Below are 23,686 nucleotides of genomic sequence, written 5' to 3'. Positions count from 1 at the left end.
ACGTGGCGCCACGTCGCAGCCGTCTGACGAGCGCAATGGAATCGGCCGTGGCGCGCGCCATTCGTCTGCTTTTTCTCGCCGCTCGTCGGTGCGACAGCGTTCCCCGGAGAGCATGAACCATAGAGTTTTCCCAGGTTACGGGAGCTACGGTCATGGATGGCCAGCAATACCAGCGCGGTGTATCGCTGATCGAAGTGCTAGTCGCGGTCTTCGTGTTCAGCATCGGCCTGGTGGGTCACGCGGGCATGATGGTGATGTCGGCGCGATCCAACCAAACCGCCTATCTGCGAACGCAGGTGGCGTATCTGGCGAACAACATGGCCGATCGCATGCGGGCGAATCCGGTCGGTGTGTGGAGCGGCGACTACAACAGCGATGACTATCCGGTCAGCAGTGGATCGACAAGTTGCGACGCGCAGACACCCTGCGGCCCCGCAGCAGTGGCTGAACGGGATAAGGTGCTGTGGAGTCGCCTGCTCGATAGCCAGCTGCCCGACGCCAGCGCCCGCATCCAATGCCGAGGCATGAATGCGGTGGGCTATAACCCGTCGGCCCAGATCGGTCAGCGACCGCCTTACGGTGGCAGCTGCAGGATGACCGTGTCGTGGACCGAGCGCGGGGCAGGGGATCGCCAGCACGCCGATGCGGCGAGCCAGCTGTTTGCATGGGAGTTCCAGCCATGATCGGCCCTGCAGACCGTCGCCATGTCGCGGGCTTGTCGCTGATCGAGCTCATGGTGGCGATGGTGCTCGGGCTGCTGGTTTCCGCCGGCATCGTGAGCGTTTTCCTGTCGACGTCGGCCAGCAGCCGCGCGCAGGGCCAGCTCGCGCAGGTTCAGGAGGGAGGGCGCTACGCGATCGGGCGGATCGTGGACGACCTGCGCATGGCGAATGCGCAGTACTGCACTTCCACCGGCGGTACCGCGTCGACCACCAGCAGCGGGCTGAGCCTAGATGGGTTGCGCGCGCCGGTGGTCTACGCAAGAAACCTTCAGGCGGCACTAGGTGCGAGCGATCTCACCACACGTTGGGGGGCGACGTCCGGCAGCAACACCTACCCCAGCGCTCCGACGGCGCCTTATTCGTTGCCCTCTTTCTTCTGGATGCGCGGATATGACTGCAGCAGCACGACCTGCTCACCCATCGATCCACCGACGTCCGTGCTGCCATCGATGGGCAAGTCTGTCGACCACCGTGCGCTGGGAACCGGCGTGTTGACGCTGCGGTACGTGGATGGCTCGCGGGGCTGGGCGTTGGGGGCAAGCAGCTATGTGGTCACCGACACCGCCGGAAGCATCACGTCGATTCACCTTGCGCCCGCGAGCGGAGAGCCGCCGCTTACCGACCTGGAACCCAGTGACCTGGTCATGCTGTCGGACTGCTCCGGCGGGCAGGTCTTTGCGGTCAGCGGCAAGCCCGACCTGACGCCCGACCCCAGCCAGAACTTCACGGCGCCGGTGGCCCGTTCGAGCCAGGCAGCACCGAGACTTTTCGATTTCAACAAGGACTTCGCCACGCTGACCTACTTCGTGAAAGTGGTCGCCAACGATGACGGCACCACTACGGGCGCGTTGATTCGCAAGGATCGGACCGGAAGCCAGGAAATGGTGCGTGGCGTGGAGCGCCTCGACTTTCTCTACGGCGTTGAAGACGGCAATGGCCATACGCGCTATCTCTCCGCCGCCGAGGTCGACAGCAATGCCGGCGCGACGATTGCCTGTCCGCCTTCCGTGCCGCTGCCCCTGGAGCGCGACCCCGGCTGTCTCTGGCGCGCAGTGAAGACCATCGAGGTGCACCTGCTCATGGCAGCCGAAAAACCGCTCTACACCCTTACGCCGCGCGAGCAGATGTATGCCTATCAGATCGACGGCATCTCGGCGCCGGCTTCGCCCGATGCGTCAGGTCGTCGGGTGACTCCCTCAGCGCAGGGCTTCGTGAATCAGAAGCTGCGCCGTGAGTTCATCGCGTTGGTTTCGGTGCGCAACTACAACCCCTGACCGCCGCAAACCACCGGGGCCGCCAGACGGAGACATTGGCATGAGTCATCAGAACTTCTTTCGCATGGGAACTGCGCGGCGCGCGCGTGGGACGGTACTCGTCGTCGCGTTGATCTTCCTGCTGCTTCTGACGCTGTTGAGCATCGGTGCATCCAGCCATTCCTTGTTGCAACAGCGCATGGCCGGTGGTCTGCGCAATGCACAGCAGGCCGAGATGGGCGCGGAAGCGGCGCTGCGTGGCGCGGAGTGGCGCCTCTGGACGGCAAGCGCGACCTCGTCCGCATTGCGCTGCGGCAAGGCGGTGCTGACGGATTGTTACCTCGACGATCCGTCCGTCGGTCCCGCCGAGGCGGTGCGCGTATTCCGCACGAGCCAGGGCTGGGTCACCGGCTACGGCACCGAATACGGGGCGGCGAACGGCGGCATCGATTTCACAAGGCCGGCGCCGGATGACGGGCACGCCGCGCTGGCCTACAACCCCCGCTACCTGATCGAGGATCTCGGCCCCGAACTGCCGCCGGACACCGGCGTGCAGCACGAGTCCGGTGCGAGCGGTGCCGGCGGCGTCGGTTACACGTCGACGTCCCGCCACATTTACCGGATCACGGCCCGCTCGACCGGCGGCAGTGCGAACACGGTGCGTGTCTTCGAAAGCACGTTTTCCGCCAAAGGCGATTAAGGGAGCTGCCCATGCGTTCAATGAAAGTGCCAGGGATGGTGCTAATGGTGTTGCTCATCGGCGCCGCAGGGATGCGCACCCAGGCGGGCACCGTGGATCTTTCGGCCACGCCACCCGAACTGACGCCGGCGGTGGCGCCGAACATCATTCTTACCTACGACGATTCCAACAGCATGCGGAAGACGTTCGTGCCGGGTTACCTCGATGGCGACATCGCCTATGGAGCCTACTCGGGCTTCATTACCGACCCGATCACGGGCGGGCGCATGTGTGGCTGGTACAGCGCGGATGCGAGCAAGGTGGTGCACCCATGGAATTTCTCGCCGGCAGTCAACACCATCTACTACGACGAACAACTGACTTACGTCGCACCCAAGCATCCGGATGGCAGCGCCATGGATCCGGGCAGCTTCACGGCGGCCTGGGAAGACGGCATCGCCGCGAATACGGGCGGCACGCGCGCTGTTCGCAACCTGCTCACCGACTACGCCATCTACTGGTGGGGCGGCAATACGATCCAGCCCGAGGCGATCTATCCGGCCAGCAAAAGTCATCCGGCGTCCATGCAATGCAAGGTCGACGATGGCTATATGCCGTTTCCATTCGCTGATCCCGATGGCAACAACGCCCACGCCTTCTTCTATCGCTTCCTGGGCGATCGCGCGAGCCGGCGCGACCTGTTCGATCCACGCAAGTACGTGGCGGTCGATGTGTCGACCCTGAGCGACGCGCAGAAGAAGAACTTCACGATCTGGTACGGCTTTTACCGGACCCGCAACCAGGCGGCACGCTCGGCGCTTGCGCGCGCACTGGAAAGCGTGCCGCGTACCATCCGTGTCCAGTGGCAACGACTGACTACCGGCCCGCTGGACAACACCGCCATCATTCGTCCTCTGACCGATGAAACGCAGTTCCGGAAGCTGATGGACTTCGTCTATGCCAGCCAGCCTTCCGGCGGTACGCCCACGCGCGGCGCGATGACCAGGGTCGCCAACTATTTCAGCCGCTCCAACACCGCCTTGTCGGAGAACAATCCGTACTATGACGTGGCGTCCGGCAGGGAGCTGAGCTGCCGCCGCAATTACAGCCTGCTGGTCACCGATGGCGGATGGAACGAAAACGCCGGGTTCACCAGGGACTGGTCGGACGCCACGGGGGCGAAAGGCAATGTGGCCGTCGCGCCGAACCCGGATCAGACAATCACCACCTTGCCGGACGGCCGCAAGTACGATCCGAACAGTGCCGCCGCGACCATCTATGGCGGTGGGCCCTCGCAGCGAAACCTGTCCGGCTTTGCCGACGTGGCCTTCCATTACTGGGCCACGGACCTGCGGCCGGATCTCAAGAACGACGTGGTGCCTTATCTCCCCGACAGGACCACGGGCATCACGGGAGCCTCGATCTCGACGCCCATGGGTAGCGATCCGGCATCGTTGCCCGATGAGGTCTACTTCAATCCCGCCAACGATCCGGCGACCTGGCAGCATCTGGTGCAGTTCGTCGTGACGTTTGGCCTGGACGGCGTATTGGATTTTCCGGGCGATCTCACCGCCCTGCGCAAGGGCACCAAGACGTGGTCCGACTGGGCATCGCCACCCAACGACGAACTGCTGGACACCGCCGCGAAAACGGACGACACCTGGCATGCGGCGATCAACAGCCGTGGCGAACTTTTCAACGCCAACAATCCGCAACAGCTGATCGACCAGATCCGACAGGTCATCAACAGCATCGTTGCGAGGACGGGTTCATCGGCCGCCGGCGCGATAAGCCATACCGTGTTGGGAACGGACAGCACGTATTTCCGCACCGGTTTCAGCAGCGACGATTGGAGCGGCGTGGTGCAGGCGGTGCGCGTCGATGAGTCCGGCAATCTGGGCGCGTCCCGGTGGAACGCCGGTGCCCTGCTCGACGCACGCACCGGCAATGCCGATGACCGGGTCATCCTCACCAGCACGGCACCCGGGGCCAGCCATGGCGCGGCGTTCCGGGGCGCGTCGGTGCTCGAAGCCCTGCACGCCGTGGATGCCGGCTTCGAGACCGGGGCGGCGGGCAACGACAGGCTGGACTGGATACGGGGTGTGCGTACCAAGGAGGGCAGTGCATTCCGTCAGCGCAGCTCGGTGCTGGGTGCGGTGGTCAATGCGCAGGCGGTATATGTGGCGTATCCGGCGAGCGGCTATCGCGACACGTTTCCTTCTCGGCGCAGTCGCCCGGGCGAACCAGCGCCCGAGATGGCGGTCGGGAAGGATGGCCGCCTGCTGCACAGTTACGAGCAGTTCGTGGCCGACCATCTCAAGCGGGCGCCCACGCTGTATGTCGGTGCCAACGACGGCATGCTGCATGCCTTCGATGCCACGACCGACGGTGTCGATCCGGCCTCCGTCGATAGCGCACCGAAGCCAGGCGCGGAGCGCTGGGCTTATGTGCCCTATAGCGTTTACGGCGGGCTGCGCGGGATGAGTGCGCTGACCCACTTTCAATATGCGCCCACGGTGGATGGCACACCGGTGGTGCGCGATGTGTATTTCAGTTCAGGCCCGCTCGTGGGCTGGCACAGCATCCTCGTGGCGGGAGTCCGCTTTGGTGGCAGGGGGATCTACGCGCTGGATATCACCGACGCGGGAGCGAACGAGGCTACGGGGCCGTCGGAAAAGGTGCTGTGGGAATTCCATCATACCTCCGCGAGCATGGCGGGTGACCCGTCAAACCTGGGCTATACGTTTGGACGTCCGAACATCGGCCGCTTGGCCAACGGACGGTGGGTGGTGCTCGTACCCAGCGGCTATTTCCCCACGGGCAGCACGGAGCCGGCCGCAGCCCGTCACGTCAGTTCGCTGTTCGTACTGGATGCCCAGACAGGGACGCTGCTGAAGGAATTGCGCACGCCCACCCTTGTGGCAGGCATGGGCATCACAAGCGATGGTCTCACCTCGCCGGTGCTGGGCGACTACGAAGGCGACCAGGTCGATGACGTGGCCTTCGCTGGGGATCTGCAGGGCAATGTATGGCGCTTCGACCTCAGCGACGAGGACGCATCGAACTGGAAGGTGGATCTTCTGTTCAAGCCCGCTGTCGCCGGACAACGGCCGGTGACGGTGATGCCACGTCTGTTTCCGGACCCTGCCACGCGTCATTTCATCGTACTGTTCGGCACCGGCAAGTACCTGGGCAGCAGCGACAACCTCGTCGACGCCACCACGCAGGTGCAGGCGGTATACGGCATTCGCGATCCAGGCACGTCGCGTGCCATGCCGGTGATCGAGGGAACGACACCGATGGTCCAGCAACAGCTTTACGAAAAAGGCGACGTGCGTGGCCTGACCACACATGCCGTGCCGTTGAAGGATGGCGCGGGGAATCCGGTGGGCGGTTGGTATTTCCTGCTGCAGACGACCGGTGTCGACGGCAAGCAGAGCAATGCGGGCGAGCGCGTGGTCGTGGACGCCACGGCGCTGTTCGACAGCAATCGCGCCATCGTGACCACGCTCATCCCGCAGAAAAGCGACCCGTGCAATCCGACCACGCAAGGTGCCGTGCTGGTCGTGGATGCCGCGACGGGCGGTGCCGCGAGTGGGGTCCAGTTGGGGCCTGTCGGCGGATGGGACGACGCGTATGCCCACGCCGGTGCGCGCATCACCAACGCGCCGACCGGCGGGTCGTTGCCGGCGGCCATTCGTGTCGGAGGCGGGCAGGTATATCTGCCGGGGATCACGCTGTCGTCTGATGGAAGCCCGTTCTCCGTGGGCGATGCCATCTGGCGTCGCCGCTCATGGCGCGCTCTCAACAACGATCAATGACAGGAGTGGCTCATGAATCCGCGAGGTTTCACCTTGGTCGAGCTCATGGTGGTGGTGGCCATCGTCGCGATACTCGCGGCCATCGCCATACCGTCCTATGGCCGCTACACCTATCGCGCGCGCCGCGCCGAAGGCCAGGCCCTGCTCATGCATATCGCCAATGCGCAGGAGCGCTACTACGCCGTGCATAACCGTTACGGCGATCTCGTGGCGATCGGTTATTCGAGCTCGGCCACTGCCATGTCCGAGTCCGGCCATTACCAGGCGCAGGTCACCGTGCAGGACACCAATGGGGCGGGGCAGGCCTATGTGGCGGTGGCCAATGGGCAGGGCATGCAGGCCGGTGATGCCTGTGGATCCCTTTCCATCGACAACACGGGCACGCGCTTGCCGGACGCCGCGGACGCATCGCGCAATACCAACGGACGGTGCTGGTGATGATGCCGCGCGACCGTTTGCTGCCGTCCCGGGGCGTCACGCTGGTGGAGCTGGTGATCGCACTGGCGGTGCTGGCGATCGTGGTGACGCTGGTCGCGCCTTCATGGAAGGGTTTGTTGCGTCGCCATCACGTGAATGCAGCCGCGGAGATGCTGCGCAGTGACCTGGCCTATGCGCGGCACGAGGCCGTGCAGCGCGCGTCATTCGTCTCCATCTGCCCAAGCAGCACGGGCGATGCCTGCGCCACCCAGGCTTTCTATGGCGATGGCTGGATCGTCTATGCCTATCCCGTCGGGGTCGCGGGCGCCAACCGCGCCTATATGGCCAACGCGCCGGGTTTCAGCCGACTGCGTCGCACGGTTCCCACGGGCTCCATGGCGGTGACCGCCTCCGATGCAGGTGTGGTCACCTTCGGCCAGCAAGGCCAGTTCAAGTCGACGTCCGAACGTGCCACGGTGTCATGGCGTGTCTGCGCACGTGCGTCTGGCGACGATCCCCAAGGCGAAGCGAGCACGGATGTGCCCGGGGTGGAACTCATCCTCAACGGTTCCGGCAGCCTGCAGCGCCGTCAACTGGCGCCGGACGAACGTTGTCTTCCAGCGTCATCGTGATTGACGGATCACGCTGACGTCATTGCGGAAAAACGCGACCACAGTCCCGAATGGCGGCGCGTGGATTGCCCGATGGCGGCGGCGACACGCTCTTCCGATCCCAGCAAGGTGAACCAGCGCCGCGCGCGGGTGACGCCGGTGTAGAGCAGTTCGCGCGTGAGCACGGCGCTGGCCGCGTCCGGTAGCACGAGCGCTGCATGATCGAACTCGGAACCCTGCGACTTGTGCACCGTCATCGCGTACACGGTCTCGCGTTCGCCCAGGCGCGAAGGAAGCACGAGCCGGATACGCGTGGCTTCGTCCCCGCTCTGGCCGGGCACTTCGAAGGCGACGCGCAGGTGCAATCTGCCCTGCTCGTCGGGCACGCGCAGCGCGATGCCGATATCGCCGTTCATCAGTCCCAGGCTGTAGTCGTTGCGGGTGACCAGCACGGGGCGGCCTTCGTACCATTCCTGCGTGGCATCGATCAGGCCTGCCTGCTGCAGGATGGCCGCGATCTGGCGATTGAGGCCTTCCGTGCCGAACGGGCCCTGGCGCAACGCACACAGCAGTTGGAAGCTGCCGAAGGTTTGCAGCACACCGCGTGCCCACGCTTCGAAGCTTGCGATGTCGGCCTGTGCATGCGGTCGCTGGTCGCGCAGCCACTGCAGGTAATGCCGATAGCCCTGCGGCTCGCCGCCATCGTCATGAGCGGCGAAGCGGTGACGGCCGCCGTCGAGCACCAGTTCGGCGAGCCGTGCGGTGTTGGCGGTGGCATCGATCCAGGCGATGTCGCCATGTGGTTCGCCCAGCAGGTGCAGCGCCTGCAGCGCATCGCCCTCATTGATGCGCTGGGCGAGTTGGCCGATGCCGCTGTCGGCGCCAAAGCGATGGCTGTGGCGCAGCATGGCCACGTGCTGGTCCAGCGGCAGCGCATCGCTGTGTATCCACGCATCGACCGTATCGCCGCTGGTCGTGCGCAACCAATCGGCTGTTGCCTGGCTGTAATGGCCCGCTTCGGCGCGGAGGCATAGATCGCCCAATACGGCGCCGGCTTCCACCGAGGAAAGCTGGTCCTTGTCGCCGAGCAGCACGAGGCGGGCGTCGTCCGGCAAGGCGTCGAGCACGGCCGACATCATTTCCAGATCGATCATCGAGGCTTCGTCGATGACCAGTACATCCAGATGCAGCGGGTTCGCCCTGTCATGGCGGAAACGTCGACTGTCGGGACGCGCACCCAGCAGGCGATGCAGCGTATCCACCTGGCTGGGGATGCTGGTGCGAACCTCCGCGTCCACATCGAGCAGGGCGATCTGCGTACTGATCGATGCCTGCAGCCGGGCCGCCGCCTTGCCGGTGGGCGCAGCCAGCCGAATGCGCAGCGGTCGCGCGGCGTCGGTGCGATGCAAGGTCTGCAACAGACCAAGCAGCCGCACCACGGTCGTGGTCTTGCCGGTGCCCGGGCCGCCGGTGATCACGGTGAACGGACTGCGCGCCGCCAAGGCGCAGGCCACGCGCTGCCAATCGGGTGTGCCTTCGTCCCTGGTTGGAAACAGTCGCGCCAATTGCTCGCGCAGTCGCGCAGGCATCTGCGCAGACGGCGAAAGGCGGCGGCCAATGGCCTGGGCCACGCGCTGCTCATGGTTCCAGTAGCGACGCAGGTAAAGCCGGGTGCCATCGAGGACCAGGGGCGAACCACCATGGGTGCCCTCGGGAAGGCCGACCAGTACCGATGCTTCGAGCAACGAAGGGTTGCCGGCGATCGTCGCGACCGAAGCTCGCCAGCCGTCAGGCCAACCGCCTTCGTCGGCCAGCGAGGCCCAGTCGGCGAGATCCAGGCACAGATGGCCGTCCGCCTGCTGGCGGCTCACCAGTGCGCCAAGCAGCGGCAGGGCAGCTGCCGCGCCAGGATCCTGCGAGGCGAGGAAGTGGGCAAACGCCACGTCGAGCGCGCGCAGCAGGCCGCGTTCGGCGGCGAGGTCCAGCGATGCGGACAAGGCATCATGCCGCATGCGTGCGGCCTCCCGTAGCGAACAGGCGATCCATCGCATCGATCAGCGTGAACGGCAGTCGTTCGATGTGGACGCCATGGCCCTGGTCGTCGACGCCACGCAGGTAAAGGTAGGCGACGCCGCCGACGTGTCGTTCGTAGTCGTAGTCTGGAAGCCGCGCGCGCAGCTGCCGGTGCAGGGCCAGCGTGTACAACGCGTACTGCAGGTCATAGCGCTCGCGCAGGATGGAATCGCGCATCGCGGTGGCGGTATAGGCGGCCGCATCGCTGCCAAGCCGGTTCGACTTGTAGTCGATCACGACATAGCGCCCGCGGCGTTCCGCCACGAGATCGATGAAACCCTTGAGCAGGCCGTTGATATGTTCGGCCTGCAGCGCCGGCCGAGGCAGGCCGCCCAGCGAGTGCGTGGTGACGAGCCGATCCAGTGCAAGCGTGTCGACATGGCGCGCCTCGAACCAGAATTCCAATTCCGCGTAGTAGCTGTCCATCTGGGCCAGGCTCGCCGTCGCGCCATCGGGCAATGCCAGCGGCGTGCGCAGCAGTTCGGGGAGCCAACGCATCAGCAGGGGGATGTCCGACTGCCAGCCGCGACGCTGGCAGCGTCGCGTGATCTCCTTGGCCAACCCGGAAGGATCCGCGGCCACGGCGGCAAAGCCTTCCTCGGCCGACCATTCGAGCAGGTCGTGCAGGAACGTGCCGGCCTCGGCGCCGGCGTGGAAGGCGTGGATGCCACGGGCGGCGCCGGGCGCATCCATGGGGGCGATCGAGGGTTCGCTGTCGGCTTCCATCCGCACGTCCTGCGCAGCCGTTTCCGGCGCAGCCGTGGGCGCGTCGTCTTCCGCGAGCTTCAGCGAGCTGTAGCTCGCCACCCACCAGCGTTCCTGCGGCGGGCCCTGGAATGTGCGCGCCTCCCACAAGGGCGTGATATCGGTTGCCCTGGTCTGGAGCGGCTGCGTGTCGGGAAACGACAGCACGTCGAGCTGGATGTCCGCACTGTCGTCGCGCAGGGCTTGCAGCCGCGCCGGCAGTTCGTCGGGCTGGATGATCTCGTCGCCGGACAGCACGTAACCGAACGCGGACTTGTGCAGCGAAGGCGTGGCGCTGTTGCCGCTCTTGCAGCAGGCGACGCCCAGCCAGCAGGCGTAGCGCGCGCGGGTAAGCGCGACATAGAGCAGTCGAAGGTCTTCCTGCAGGCGCTCGCGGTCGGCCATGGCCACCGCCGCGCTGTCCGCACGCAGGTCCATGCGGGCTTCACCATCGTCGCCGTGCCACACGAAACGATCGTCGGGCTTCACTTCGCGCGAAGCACACACGAACGGCAGCAGCACCAGCGGATATTCCAGGCCCTTGGACTTGTGGATGGTCACCACCTTGATCAGCGCATCCTCGCTCTCGAGACGGACGATCTGGTCCTCGGCGGTGTCGCTCTGTGCATCGTGCGCCATGGCCATCTGTGCAGCGAGATAGCGCACCAGCGCCTGCTCGCCGTCGAGGCTCGCCGCGGCATGCTGCAGCAGTTCGGCCAGATGCAGCAGGTTGGTCAACGCGCGTTCTCCATCGAGGCGCGAAAGCAATCGCGCCGGCAAGTCGAACGCATGCAGCAGATCGTGCAGCATGGCCAGCACGCCGTGGCGAAGCCAGGTGTCATGCAAGTGCCGGAAGCGTTCTCCGCATGTTTCCCAGTAGTGTTCGTCGAGATTGAGCCTGTCCAGCTCCGCATCGCTCTGGCCCAGCGTGGGCGTCGCCAGCGCCGCGCGCATGGCGCGATCGGACCCCGGCGAGGCGCAAGCCTGTAGCCAGCGCAAGAGGTCGGCGGCTTCGGGCGACGCATACACCGAATCGCGATCGGACAGGTACACGCTTTTGAGGCCGCGTCGCTGCATCTCCTCGCGTACCTTCGCCGCTTCGGTGCCGCTGCGTACGAGAATGGCGATGTCATTGGCGCGCAGTGGCGTCAGCTTGCCCGCGTCATCCACAAAGCCGCAGCGGTCTTCCTGCGCGGCCGTCAGCAACTGCGTCACGTAGGCTGCCGCATGTTGCGCCATCAGGTTGGCGTAGGCGGAAGCGCTGATGGCTTCGCCGCCGCTCGCCACCGCGAGCCGCATCGGCGGCAAGGCGTGTCCGTCCAGCACCAGGCGATCAGCACGCCCGCGCGCCTTCACCGGATGGAAGGGCAAGGCTTCGCGACCGAACGCAAACGCACCGGCGTGATGCGTGTCGGCATGCTCGAACACGCGATTGACCGCGCGTACCAGCGCGTCGGTGGAACGATAGTTGGTGTCGAGCGTCCACGTCGGCTGGTTGGCGCGTTCGCGCGCACGCAGGTACGTATGGATGTCCGCGCCGCGGAAGCCGTAGATGGCCTGCTTCGGGTCGCCGATCAGCAGCAGGCCGGTGCCTTCGCGCCCATCGTAGATGCGGCGGAAGATGTTCCACTGCAGTGGGTCGGTATCCTGGAACTCGTCGATCAGCGCGATCGGATATTGCCTGGCGATGGTGTCGGCGAGCCGAAGCCCGCTGATGCCGTGCAAGGCGTCGTCGAGCCGGCGCAACATGTCGTCAAAGCCCATCTGCGCACGGCGTTGCTTGGTCTGCTCCAGGCGTTGCGACACCCAACGCGTCGCCTGCGCGAGCACGGTGGCCTTGAGCGGGTCGAGCCGCCCCTGCAGTTCCATGCACGCCTCGATGGCCTCGAACGCCGCGTGCTTCAGCGGTTCGGCGTTCTTGTTCAGTGCTGCAGCCAGTGCGCCTTGCGTGTAGCGTCGCAGCGTGTCTGGCGCCACCGGCCCGCCTCGCGACCACTCCCGCAACTCGGCGAGCTGCGCAGTGACGTTTTCCGCAGGCATTTTCCTGGCGTTGAGCGCGCGTGCCGCCAATGCCTTGGAGAACATAGCTTCGATGGCGTCGACATCATCGCTCCAGGCCAACCGGGCGCAGGCTTCGGCGGCGTCCGCGGCATCCACGCCTTGCCGGAATTGCGTCATCGCTTCAGCCGGCTCGGGCAAGGGCTTGCCGGCGAGACGCAGGGTCGCCAGCGGCTGGCGCAGCAGTGGTCGCAGTGCCTTCTGCAGGTCGTCCGGTGTTTTCCACCAGTGCGAGACCAGCGCGGCGCCGGCGCGGTCGAGCGGGAAGAAATGCGTGCGCCAGTAATCACGCACCGTTTCGGCCAGCAGCTCGCTTTCGTCGGCGTTGGTGTCCTGGACGAATGGATGACCGCTGTCGAAGGCATGCTGGCCGAGCATGCGCTGGCACCAGGCATGAATCGTGTGGATGGCGGCTTCATCCATCCATTGCGCAGCGAGTTCGAGCTGACGTGCAGCGCGGGAGCGCGCTTCCTCACCGGGATAGGCGGCGATCAGTTCGCACAGGAAGTCGTCGGCGGCGACCCGTCCACGAAAGGCATCGGCCGCTTCGCCCAGGCGCTCGCGGATGCGTTCGCGCAGCTCGGCGGTCGCCGCCTTGGTGAAGGTGAGCACCAGGATCTGCGACGGCAACAACGGCAGGCCGTCCGGACGGCCGTGCCCCAGCACGAGGCGCAGGTACAGCGCGGCGATGGTCCACGTCTTGCCCGTGCCCGCGCTGGCCTCGATCAGTTGGATGCCCTGCAGCGGAAGGCGTAGCGGCTGCAGCGGTTGGCTGGCGATCATGCGACGTCCTCCTGGCGTGCGATTTCCAGCAGGGGACGGTAGAGCGACAACCATTCCACGAAGCCACCCGCGAGCAACGCGTCGAAGCGCGGCCAGGCGCGTGCCAGATACGCATCGTCGTCCACTTCGCCGGCGATGCGCGCGAAGCTGTTGCCTTCGTAGGCGAGCAAGGCCTGCTTGCGTGCCTTGTCCTCGTCGCCTGCCTGCAACCACGCGAACGCGGTGCGGCGTGCAAGCGGCAACGGGGCATCCATGCCTTCTCGCCACGCCGCCAGCAGTTCGTCCAGCCACAGCGTGGCATGCGACGCATCCAGGGGCGGCAGCGCGATCCGGCTATCCAGGCCCACCACGCGCGAGGTGATGGACAACCCCTGCGCATGCGCAAGCAGGTGGATGATCCAGGCGGCGATCAATTTGTCGTGGCGGATCACGCCGTTCTTCTGCAACAGGCGCCCGGTTGCGAGCTCGAGGCGGACGAGCGCGCCATCGGTGCCCTGCCGCAGGTCGGTCAGCCAGTCTTCCACGCGCACGCCATGCGCCACGTATTGCAGTTCGATCTTGTCGTCGCGCAGCGGCCAGCGCTCACACGCGGCAAGCCAGGCCTGCGCAAGGACCTCGCCCTCGCGGACCAGCACCTGTTCGGCCAGTTCGCCGAAGCCGCCGGGCGGAAGCACGCCCTGGCGCGCCAGCTGCTGCGTGGCCGCGCCGATGGACAGCCCGGCATCATTGCTGCGCAGCGCGGCGTGAACGATGGCGGTGGTGGCCTGGTGCTGCTCCAGGCCGCCGAGCGCAAACGGCTCGTCGTCGGCGGCCTCTGCATCCAGTGCATTGAATTGCACCTTGAGCCGCTGGTTGTAGAAGCTGCGCACCGGCTGCGAGAGGAAGGCGCGCAGCTGCGTGATGCCCAGTGCGGCATCCGGTTGCCACGGCGGCAGCGGTGTCGTGGCGCCGGCATCGTGTGGACGCAAGGCCTGTCGCCATTCGCGCGCATAGGTAAACAGGCGCGCATCGGTATCGGCCTGGAAATAGCGGCGGCTGAAAGGCTGCAGCGGATGGACCGTGGTGAGCGCGTCCAGCAGTCGTACACCGGCGTCGTGCGCGTCGGCGGCGTCACCTTCGCGATGCCAGCCGGCGGCCAGATAGTCGCGCAACTGTCCCACCAGCACGGACGGCGGCAGCGCGCTGTTGTCGCGCACGTGACGGCCCACCCAGCTGATGTAGAGCGCATCGCGTGCCGACACCAGCGCTTCGAGGAACAGATAGCGATCGTCCTCGCGGCGCGAGCGATCGCCCGGACGGGCGTGGCCCGGCAGCGCCATCAGGTCGAAATCCGCCGGCGCCTGCTGGCGCGGATAGTCGCCATCGTTCATGCCGAGCAGGCACACCACGCGGAACGGAATCGCGCGCATCGGCATCAATGTGCAGAAACTGACCGCGCCGCCCATGAATCGCTGCGACAGCCGGCTTTCATCCATCGCGTCGAGCCAGTGTTCGCGCACGATGGCCAGTGGCAGGGGCTGCGCGAAATCCGCCTCCTGGCAGGCATCGCGCCAGGCGTCCAGCGCATCACCCAGGCGCGTGAGGCGATCGCCGTCGCGCGGGTCGTCGGCTTCGAAGAAGTCGGCGAGCAAGGCTTGCAATCGCGCGTGCCATTGCGCGGGCGTCGCCGGTTCACGCAACGCCCGCCAGTAGTCCTCCAGCCGATCCAGCAGCTGCACCAGGGGACCGACCAGCGCGGCATCGAGCCCGCCGACTTCTTCGTAAGGCGCGATGTCGTGCCAGGTGGAACCCTCGCCCACCGCATAGCCCAGCAGCATGCGGCGCAGGCCGAAGCGCCAGCTGTTCTGTTCGATGCCGGGCAGATCCAGGCTCTGCTTTTGCGCGGCGTCCAGCCCCCAGCGCACGCCGGCGCCCTCGATCCAGCGGCGCAGGACCGGCAGGCCGGATGCGTCGATACCGAAGCGCTGCCGCACGGCCGGCACGTCGAGCAAGTCGAGCAGGTCGCTGACGGCGAAGCGCGACTCGGGCAGCGTCAGCACCTGTTCGAGCGCCACCATCAATGGCAGCACGCCGCGCGAGGGCTGGTCGGTGACGGAATAGGGCAGGTGGCGCGGGTCGCCTGGCGGAAGCCGGCCGAAGACGGCCTGTACGTGCGGTGCGTAGGCCTGGATGTCCGGCACCATCACGATGACGTCGCGCGGCGACAGCGCCGTGCCGCGCAGGTGTGCTTCTTCGAACATGGCCAGCAGCTGGTCGTGCAGGATCTCCACTTCGCGCTGGGGACTGTGCGCGACCTGGAAGCGCAGCGACGCGTCGCCCTGCCGCCAGGGTTTGCGCTGCGCGGGCGTCGTCGGTGCCGGTTCGAGATCGAGGATGGCCTGTTGCACCTGGCGCAGCAGCGTGCCGTTGCCGGTGTCGGTGAACAGGTCGATGCTGCGGTTCCATGCCGCAAATTGCTGGCGATAGCCCTCGGGCCGATCGAAGTTGTCCAGCAACCGGATGTAGTCGCGCCCCTGCCGGCCCCACGCAGCCAGCAGCGGATGCGCATGCAGGTGCAGGTCCTCGTAGCGCGGCTCGTCGGGCAGGCCGGGTTTGCCCGCATGGCGGCGCTGGCTGGCCTTGAGCAGTTCGCGGTCTTCGATGATGTCGGCCCAGTAGTGCCGGCATGGATTGGCCACCAGCAGCATCACCTGGCTGAAACGGGCCAGTGCAGTGAGCGCCTCCAGCGTCTGTTGCGGCAGCGAGGAGATGCCGAACACCACGATGCGGCGCGGCAGCGTCGCCGGTCGCGTCGTCAGCGTGGCGATACGTTCCAGGAAAGCCTGGTGCACGGCCGCGCGATGGTTGCGCCGCTCGGTGCCCACGTCTTCCAGCACCAGCTGCCACAGCCGCGCCTGCCAGCGCTGGTCCATCGCCAATGGAGCCTGGCGGTCGCGCAGGTCGTCGCGCAGCTGGTAGTGGCCATGTTCCCAGTCCGCCAGCCAGTCGGCCCGGTAGACCTGGTATTGATCGAACAGGTCGGCAACGCGTTCGGCCAGCTGGAAGCGCTTGCGTTCGTCGTGGTCGTCGCGCAGGAAATCCCGCAGCGGGGCGAAGTCCGGCTCGTGCAGGTATGCGGGCAGCAGGCGCGGCAGTCGCCAGCACAGGCGCGACTTGTCGAACGGCGACGTGGTGGGTACCGCATCGCGACCCAACACGCTGCGATAGGCGGACCACAGGAAGCGGCCGGGCAGCTGCACGTCGATGGCGGCGCTGATGCCCAGGCCGCCATCGGCGGTGGGACGCGCGAGCGCCCATTTCAACCACTGCGCGATGCCGTTGCTCTGCACCAGCATCAACTCGTCTTCCAGCGGCCGCAGCGGCGCGCGCGCGAGCCAGGCGGTCAGCAAGTCGCGCAGGTCTTCCATGCGGTTGCCATGGATGACCATGAGGCCCGGCACGATCGGGGCCTCGAAGGGCAGGTCCAGGCTATGGCTCACGTCAGGCACGGGGCGGTTTCGCTCATGGGGACATTCTCGCCGAGTGGGCGGGGGATGTCCCGTATCCTGCCTGTCTGCCGTCCCATGGCCTGAGAGGGCAGCCGTGCCCGGTCAGGTTCAGAACGTGTAGCGCACCCGCCCGTACCAGTAGGCGCCGTTGATGCCGATCGGCGAGATCACGTCGTAGGGGAAATTGCCCGCATAGTTGATGTCGCTGTTGGACCGCGTGGGGTACTGGTTGGTGAGGTTGTAGCCACCCACGGCGACGCTGAGCCGCGGGGTGAACTTGAACTCCGCTTCGGCATCGAGCTGCCATCGCGCGGCATAGGTCTGTGTGGGTACGTAGCCACCGCCGAAGTCGAAGACGCGCGTGACCGAGCCTTGCCGCGTGACGCGACCCAGCAGGTTCCAGCGCGTGCTGTTCCAGTTCGCGGTGAACGAACCGCGCTGGCGTGGCGCCGCATCGGTGAGCGTGTTCTGCTCTTCCACGCCGAACAGCACGTTGCCGGCGCCGGTGGCCGCCAGGGCTTCCGGCGTCGCCAGCACCTGGCGGATGTCGGTGTGGTTGTGACTGTAGGCCAGCGTCAGCAGCAAACCGCCGCCGGCCAGCGGCGTGCGGTAGTTGCCCACCAGTTCGACGCCACGCGTGCGCGTGTCCACCGCGTTGGTGAAGAACGCCACGCTTTGCACGCCGGGCACGCCGAAGTGCTGCAGGATGTAATCCTCCAGGCCCGGGCTGTCGATGGTTTCCGAGAGCGTGACGCGATGGTCGATGTCGATCTGGTACGCGTCGAGGCTGAAGTCGAAGTGCTCGTCGATCTGGCCGGTGAGGCCGAGGCTGGCGTTGCGTGATTTCTCCGGACGCAGCGATTGCGCCCCCAGGCCCTGCGCGATCGGGTTGTTCACCGAAAGAATGCGCCCGGTGACCAGCTTGCCGTCCGCGCCGTAGCCGGTGCTGGTGGCCTCATAGCCAATCTGGCTCAGCGAAGGCGCGCGGAAATTGTTGGAGTAGGCCGCGCGCAATGCGTAGCCCGGTGCGAACTCCCAGCGGCCGCTCAGCTTGCCGCTCCAGTTGCCGCCGAAATCGCTGTAATGCTCATAGCGGGCGGCGGCGTCGACGAAGAGGTGCTCGGTCACGTCGCTGGAGACTTCCGCATAGGCGGCGCCCACATCCCGCGAGAGGTTCGCGGCATCCTGCGGTTGCAGGCCGCCGCCCGCCTGCGCACCGACCGGTGCGTCGATATACGGGCCGGCGATGTACGAGGCGACGTCGCCCGGCAAGGTACGGAAATTCTCATGGCGGTATTCGACGCCGACGGCCAGCGTCGCCACCCGCGAACCAACACCGAAGTCGCGGCTGAAATCACCGTTGACGCTGCCCTGGTTGAAGCGATAGCTGCCGATATGGAACGACGTCGGGCTGTCGGGGCCGAGCGAAGCGTTGAGCGAGTCGCGCAGGTCGTAGCCAAAGGCGTTGCTGCCCCAGTTGAGGCTGCCGTCGTAGCGCCAGTCGCCCAGCAGCCCGCGTACGCCAGCGGCCGTCTGCACGTCGCGGTCGGTGCCGATCGACTGCGGCAGGAAGCCGTCCGGATAGATCGACGTGACGTTCGCGCTGCTGTCGGGGTAGCGGAAGTAGTTGTCGCCGATGCTGTGGCGCTGCGTATACGTACCGAACCAATACAGCGTGGCGTTGCCGCCGAGCGGCAGCTCGCTGTTGAGCCAGCCGTTGTAGCTCTCCGCCTTGGGGTCGCCCGCTGCGTAATTGCGGTGCCCACGCAAGGCGAGGTTGGCCGGCGTGGGATCGGCCAGCCAGTCCGGCACGGTGTCGTAGCCGGCGCGATTGGTGGAGCCGTGATTGTTGGCCTCCAGGCCGAAGCGGAAGAAGCCGGTGCCCGCCAGGCGCGTTCCCCATTTGGCGGCGGCGTAACCGGTATCGCCGTCGGTGATGTCGCGGTCGTTCGGACGGAAGTGCGTGTGGTACGCGCCGCCCGTGACCGCCACTTCGCCGCCTTGTGGCGCGTCATCGAGGATGATGTTGACCACGCCCGCGATCGCGTCGGAGCCGTACTGCGCACCCGCGCCATCACGCAGCACCTCCACGCGTTTGATCGCGCTGATCGGGATGGCATTGAAATCCACCGGCGTGGTGCCGCGGCCGATCTTGGTGTCGGTGTTGACCAGCGCGGAGGTGTGGAAGCGCTTGCCGTTCACCAGCACCAGCACCTGGTCCGGCGAGAGGCCGCGCAGCTGCGCCGCGCGCACGTGGTCCGAGCCGCCCGAGTTCGACTGGCGCGGAAAGTTGAACGAGGGCAGCAGGGTGGCCAGCGCCTGGCCCAGCTCGCCATTGACCGCGCCGGCGGCACGGAGGTCCTCCTGCGTGAGCACGTCGACCGGCACTGGCGATTCCAGCGCGGTGCGATGGCTGGCGCGAACACCGGTGACCACCACCTGGTCGAGCGTCCTTGCCTGGCTGGCGTCGTCCTGCGCCTGTGCATGGACCGCCGTCGTTGCCAGCGTGGCAATCAGCGCGGGGAGAAGTCGGCGGCGCAATGGCCTCGTGTGGCTGGGCATCGTGGATTCCTCGGGCGCAACGGGCCATCGCCCTGTGCCATGGGCCAGGGCGGCCTGGGGTTTTTGAAAAGAGGGGAAAGGCTAGCGAGGGTGGAGCATCAACACCCGCAACATCGGCGCACGGGGGAGCCATGCATCGATATCGAATGATCGAAAGCGTCGAGCTTCATCTCAGGCAAGCCTTTCCCCGGTACGACTGGCAGTGGGCCTGGATCGCAACGCGACCGGCAATTATTTGTTGCATTGCGCAAGTTCTGTTGTCAATACTTTGCGAAGACATTCATCGGCGTCTATCCGTCTGGATGTCCAAACGAACATAAGGACATAACCATGCGTTATCTGCGATTCGCCTCGACGGTGTTGCTGCTTGGCCTCGCCTCGGGCTGTGCTACCACCGCGCCCGTTGCTTCCTCCACGTTGCAGGGCGATGCGGCGCATCCCGCGCAGACGCAAGGTTGGGTGGAGACCAGGCTGTATTTCGGTTTGGGCCTGGCGGACGATGCTTCGAGCGGAATAAGCGAGCAGGGTTGGCGCGGCTTCCTGGACGCCGAGGTGACGCCCCGTTTCCCCGATGGGCTCAGCGTGGTCGACGTCTATGGCCAGTGGCAGGGCAAGGGGCAGCTGTCGCCCGAGCGGCTGCGCTCCAAGCTCCTGTTGATCGACTATCCGGACACGGTGGCCAATCGCGCCAAGGTCGAAGCCATCCGCGCCGCGTGGAAAAAGAAGACGGGTGACCAGTCGGTGCTGCGCGTGACGCAGCCGGCCGAGGTATCGTTCTGAGATGAACACGACGACGCGACCGCACTGGATTTCTTCCGGTGACCTCAACGGCTTCCTTGGCCTGGTGGTCGACAACCTGTCGATCATGGCATTCCTCGCCGCAGCCTTGATCGGCATCTTTGGCATGCCGCCCGATATCGTCTTCCTGCGGATGTTTCCCGGCACCACCTTCGGCGTGCTGGTGGGCAACCTGGCGTATACCGCCATGGCGCGGCGATTGGCGCAGCGCACAGGGCGTGAAGACGTCACCGCGATGCCGCTGGGCCTGGATGCGCCCACCAGCATCGGCCTCGCCCTGCTGGTGCTTGGCCCGGCCTTCCTCCACTTCAAGCAATCGGGCCTGGACCAACACGCCGCGGGCGTGGCGACCTGGCAGCTCGGCATGGCCTCGCTGGTGATCATGGGTGTGCTGAAGTTCGTGCTGTCGTTCTTTGGCGGCATGGTGCAGCGTCATGTGCCACGTGCCGGTCTGCTCGGTTCGATCGCCGGCATCGCGCTCGTGCTGATGGGTTTCCTTCCGCTGGTGGAGATCCTCAAGCTGCCGATCGTCGGTTTCGCCGGCCTCGGCGTCGTGCTCTATGCGCTGGTGGCGCGCGCACGCATGCCACTGGGATTGCCCGGCGTGCTGGTGGCGTTCGTGGTGGCCGCGCTGCTCTATTACGTACTGGGCCCGTTGGGGTGGCTGGGCACCGGATACACGCCGCCGGTGGCGTGGCAATGGCGCTTTGCCTTGCCGCTGCCGACGCTGCAGTGGATGAACGGGATGGCCGCTGCCGTACCGTACCTGCCGTTGATCCTGCCGTTCGGCCTGCTGATGGTGGTGGGTGGCATCAATGTGACCGAGAGTGCGCGCGCCGCGGGCGATGATTACCGCACGCGCGACATCCTGCTGGTGGAGGCCCTGGCCACGCTGGTGGCGGGCTTTTGCGGCGGCGTCGCGCAGACCACGCCTTACATCGGCCAGCCGTCGTACAAGGCGATGGGCGCGCGCAGTGGCTATACCTTGTTGACAGGCCTGGTCATCGGGCTCGGCGGTGTGTTCGGTTACTTGTCCAACATCGTGGAACTGGTGCCGCTTTCCGTGCTCGCACCCATCCTCGTCTTCGTCGCCATCGGCATCACGGTACAGGCGTTCGAGGCAACGCCGACACGCTACGCGGCAGCGGTAGTCTTCAGTTTCTTTCCCGCGATCGCGCGCATGGTGACGATCAAGCTGAGCGATCCGACCTATGTGCCGGGCGATCGCCTGCAGGCCTTGTTCACCGATCGCGCGCACGGATTTTCGGAGCTGGCGGTGATCACCGTGCTGGGCAACGGCTTCATCATCACCTCGATGATCTGGGCGAGCTTCGTCGTCGCGATGATCGACGGAAAGCCACTGCGTGCCGCGTGGATCCTGCTGCTTGGCGGTGCGCTGAGCCTGTTCGGCATCATCCACTCGGTGCAGCTCAGTGGCGGCATCTACCTGCCATGGCTGCTCGATGACGCATCGCGGCTGCTCGCGTGGCAGTTCGCCGGGGCCTATGCAGTGCTTGCCATGGTGCTGGTGCTGCTTACAACGGCCACACGGTTCACACAATCCGATACTGCGTGAGGGCGCAGGCCGGAATTGAGAGTCGTCTCATGGTTGGGGTAGGGGTCGGTAACCACAATGCGCCGGCCTCGCCGCGATGATGAGCCGACACTTGCCTGGGCCTTGTGTCTGCCATCATCCGGTGAGGTGCCGAGCACCCCTCATCCATAAACTGCGCGCCGTGGCACGGGCGTGGTGGTCACGCCGAGCGGCAGTCGCTCGCAGGATGGCCGGCTTCCCTAATGCACCACGTTTCGACGTTCATGCCGCAAGACGCGCGTGAGTCACGCGCATCTCGGTCAGATGTGCAGCGCTGTTGCCGGGGTGGTCGCCATGCCTGACAAGGCTTCGGCGCGGGTCATGCTGCGCTCGGCGCGTTCCAGCGCCGTGCATGCCGATTCCGCTGCGTAGCGCATCAGGTACGCCAGGTGGGCGCGGTACTGCGAACCGATGCCATGCGCGCGGATCATGCCCGCCGCTTCGGCCAGGCACTCCAGGTCGGTATAGGCGCGGTCGAGATCCGCGCTGCTGGTGGATTGCACGAAGTCGCGTGCGCGCATCGCATCGTGCGAGCGAACGCTCACCAGATCCTCCACCAGTCGCGCCGCCTGGCGCGCGGCGAACACCAGCACGTCGGCCGCGGCTCGAGAAAGTTCGCTGTCCGACATCGCACGGTCGGTGAGTTCCACCAGACTGCGCGTCACGACAAGCAATTGCGCCACGGGGTTTGCCGTCGCGTCGCTATGGTCCATGGTTCCGCCCCCTCGGAGAATTGGGGCGTATTCTCCACACCGCGAGGGGCTTTGGATATCGGAAAATGCCTCCCATCGCCTTCCTCGCAGGTCGCAGGAGTCGGCGGGCCTGCCGGAACCGGGGTACGATGTCGGTCATGCATGGAATCAAGGACTTGGGCGCGCCCCGTTCCTATCGGATGGGCGCCGACATGCTTTCGGCCCGCCGCCCTCACGCCCATCCTCGCCCGGACGGACACCCATCTCGCCCATCCCTGACAGACGATGCCCACCCTGCTTGTTAGGGTCAGGCCGTCATTCGCGCCGTCTTCTCGTAGGGCTTCGCGAATGACCATGAAGACAAGTCATGAGGCGCGGGCCATGGGTGGTGGAACACCCACGACCCGCTAACCATCACCAACTCGAGACAGTTGATTATGGCTACCCGCGATCATACGGTACGCATTCGCCCGTCCGTTCCCCCTGACGGCACCCTCACTCCTCCATCCGGCGACCCGCCACACACGCGTGTGGCATGGCCCCAAACCCTGCGTTCCTGCACTCGCGGTGACATCGCTCTGGCGGTGCTCGCCCTCGCGCGCCTGCGTCATGACAGCGAACAACGCCGCCAGGCGCGAGCGCGGGGACTCCCCGGCAGACCACTGGAATGGCCGCTTCCCACGGCCGTCACGGCCAGCCTGGGCACCGCGATCCACTGCCTCCAGCAATACGCCCGCCTGCTCGGTCACGAGCCACGAGTGAACCCACCACGCGTCCGATGATCGCCATCGCGGCGCATCGGCCGGCATGGCGATGCGCCGCACCCAGGCGTTCACTGACGCCGCTACTAGGCATGCACTGACACGGAAGGCTGCAAGCGCCCGCCCGTTCTGCAGTCGTGCCCGACAAGGAAGCGAAGCCATGGAACTCATCCAACTCACGCCACGCATGGACGTGGACCCTGCGCAGCGCCTGCGCTCCCCCGGCGATGTGCTGCTGCTCGACTACATGCTCCCGGCAACCGCGAATCCCCAGCAACTCGCCCGCCGCACCGGCATCCGGGCATTGCACCTCAGGGAAATCCTCACCGACGCCCGACCGATGACTCCCCGCCAAGCGATACGCCTCGCCCTTGTGCTCGATACGTCTCCGCTCTACTGGCTGGTGCTGCAGGCGCGCCACGACCTGGCTCGCGAGGCGCAACGCATTACTTCATCGCGTCGCTAGATATTGGCGCAGACGATTTGGGCAAAATTATCAAGGGCGCCGCGAGTTGGGATCCCCTCTCGCCCCCAGGGCGGCTAGTACCCTCCCACGAGGCGCATAGTTCTTACGATGTAGGTCCTTGACGTGAAACCCTGGCCTCGCTAGAAAATGCGACAGCCACACGC

General features: G+C 66.1%; 14 protein-coding genes. 9 read left to right on the top strand and 5 right to left on the bottom strand.

From position 1 onward, the window contains the following. Positions 1–152: 152 nt before the first annotated feature. From pilV to CA260_RS13985, 6 genes are read left to right on the top strand one after another with little or no spacing between them, the layout of a single operon-like run. Positions 153–683 carry a type IV pilus modification protein PilV gene (pilV, locus tag CA260_RS14010; protein ID WP_111983688.1) on the top strand — a complete coding sequence of 177 codons (531 nt, stop codon included), beginning with the start codon at positions 153–155 and terminating at the stop codon, positions 681–683. Further along, positions 680–1,996: a PilW family protein gene (locus CA260_RS14005; RefSeq protein ID WP_172461850.1), complete on the top strand. Its 1,317-nt coding sequence runs from the start codon at positions 680–682 to the stop codon at positions 1,994–1,996. The genes pilV and CA260_RS14005 overlap by 4 nt, the downstream gene beginning before the upstream one ends. A gap of 40 nt (positions 1,997–2,036) precedes the next feature. Beyond that, on the top strand, positions 2,037–2,675 hold the full coding sequence (locus CA260_RS14000; protein WP_111983686.1) for a pilus assembly PilX family protein: 639 nt from the start codon (positions 2,037–2,039) through the stop codon (positions 2,673–2,675). Positions 2,676–2,719: 44 nt separating this feature from the next. After that, on the top strand, positions 2,720–6,475 hold the full coding sequence (locus CA260_RS13995; protein ID WP_172461848.1) for a pilus assembly protein: 3,756 nt from the start codon (positions 2,720–2,722) through the stop codon (positions 6,473–6,475). 12 nt (positions 6,476–6,487) lie between these two features. After that, entirely contained in the window at positions 6,488–6,913 is a 426-nt protein-coding gene (locus CA260_RS13990) for a type IV pilin protein (RefSeq protein ID WP_111983684.1), read from the top strand. Beyond that, positions 6,913–7,524 carry a GspH/FimT family pseudopilin gene (locus CA260_RS13985; RefSeq protein WP_111983683.1) on the top strand — a complete coding sequence of 204 codons (612 nt, stop codon included), beginning with the start codon at positions 6,913–6,915 and terminating at the stop codon, positions 7,522–7,524. Before CA260_RS13990 ends, CA260_RS13985 begins: the two co-directional genes overlap by 1 nt. Positions 7,525–7,532: 8 nt before the next feature. Here CA260_RS13985 and recD read toward each other — a convergent pair whose 3' ends face one another. The 4 genes from recD to CA260_RS13965 all read right to left on the bottom strand — a co-directional run bounded on the left by recD (position 7,533) and on the right by CA260_RS13965 (position 19,211). Next, complete coding sequence (recD, locus tag CA260_RS13980; protein ID WP_238149766.1) at positions 7,533–9,515, bottom strand: exodeoxyribonuclease V subunit alpha; 1,983 nt, start codon at positions 9,513–9,515, stop codon at positions 7,533–7,535. Continuing rightward, positions 9,505–13,161 carry an exodeoxyribonuclease V subunit beta gene (recB, locus tag CA260_RS13975; RefSeq protein ID WP_111983681.1) on the bottom strand — a complete coding sequence of 1,219 codons (3,657 nt, stop codon included), beginning with the start codon at positions 13,159–13,161 and terminating at the stop codon, positions 9,505–9,507. The genes recD and recB overlap by 11 nt, the downstream gene beginning before the upstream one ends. Next, positions 13,158–16,640, bottom strand: a complete 3,483-nt coding sequence (recC, locus tag CA260_RS13970; protein ID WP_202864096.1) for an exodeoxyribonuclease V subunit gamma — start codon at positions 16,638–16,640, stop codon at positions 13,158–13,160. Before recC ends, recB begins: the two co-directional genes overlap by 4 nt. A 117-nt stretch (positions 16,641–16,757) precedes the next feature. Beyond that, a complete protein-coding gene (locus CA260_RS13965) occupies positions 16,758–19,211 on the bottom strand; it encodes a TonB-dependent receptor plug domain-containing protein (RefSeq protein ID WP_111983680.1) in 2,454 nt (817 codons plus the stop codon). Between the two features lie 330 nt (positions 19,212–19,541). On the opposite strand from CA260_RS13965, the gene CA260_RS13960 reads away from it, so the two are divergent. Next, on the top strand, positions 19,542–19,991 hold the full coding sequence (locus tag CA260_RS13960) for a DUF3574 domain-containing protein (protein ID WP_111983679.1): 450 nt from the start codon (positions 19,542–19,544) through the stop codon (positions 19,989–19,991). A gap of 1 nt (position 19,992) precedes the next feature. Further along, positions 19,993–21,585 carry a hypothetical protein gene (locus CA260_RS13955; RefSeq protein WP_111983678.1) on the top strand — a complete coding sequence of 531 codons (1,593 nt, stop codon included), beginning with the start codon at positions 19,993–19,995 and terminating at the stop codon, positions 21,583–21,585. Positions 21,586–21,863: 278 nt separating this feature from the next. Here the strand turns inward: CA260_RS13955 and CA260_RS13950 are convergent, their stop codons facing one another. Then, positions 21,864–22,316: a hypothetical protein gene (locus CA260_RS13950; protein ID WP_111983677.1), complete on the bottom strand. Its 453-nt coding sequence runs from the start codon at positions 22,314–22,316 to the stop codon at positions 21,864–21,866. A 900-nt stretch (positions 22,317–23,216) separates the two neighbouring features. Here CA260_RS13950 and CA260_RS13945 point away from each other — a divergent pair. Further along, entirely contained in the window at positions 23,217–23,522 is a 306-nt protein-coding gene (locus CA260_RS13945; protein ID WP_172461847.1) for a HigA family addiction module antitoxin, read from the top strand. Positions 23,523–23,686 lie beyond the last annotated feature (164 nt).

Source organism: Dyella jiangningensis (assembly GCF_003264855.1).
In the GTDB taxonomy this organism is placed as follows: domain Bacteria; phylum Pseudomonadota; class Gammaproteobacteria; order Xanthomonadales; family Rhodanobacteraceae; genus Dyella; species Dyella jiangningensis_C.
The sequence above is the reverse complement of the archived record's forward strand: the minus strand, read 5'-3'. Positions and strand labels throughout refer to the sequence as shown.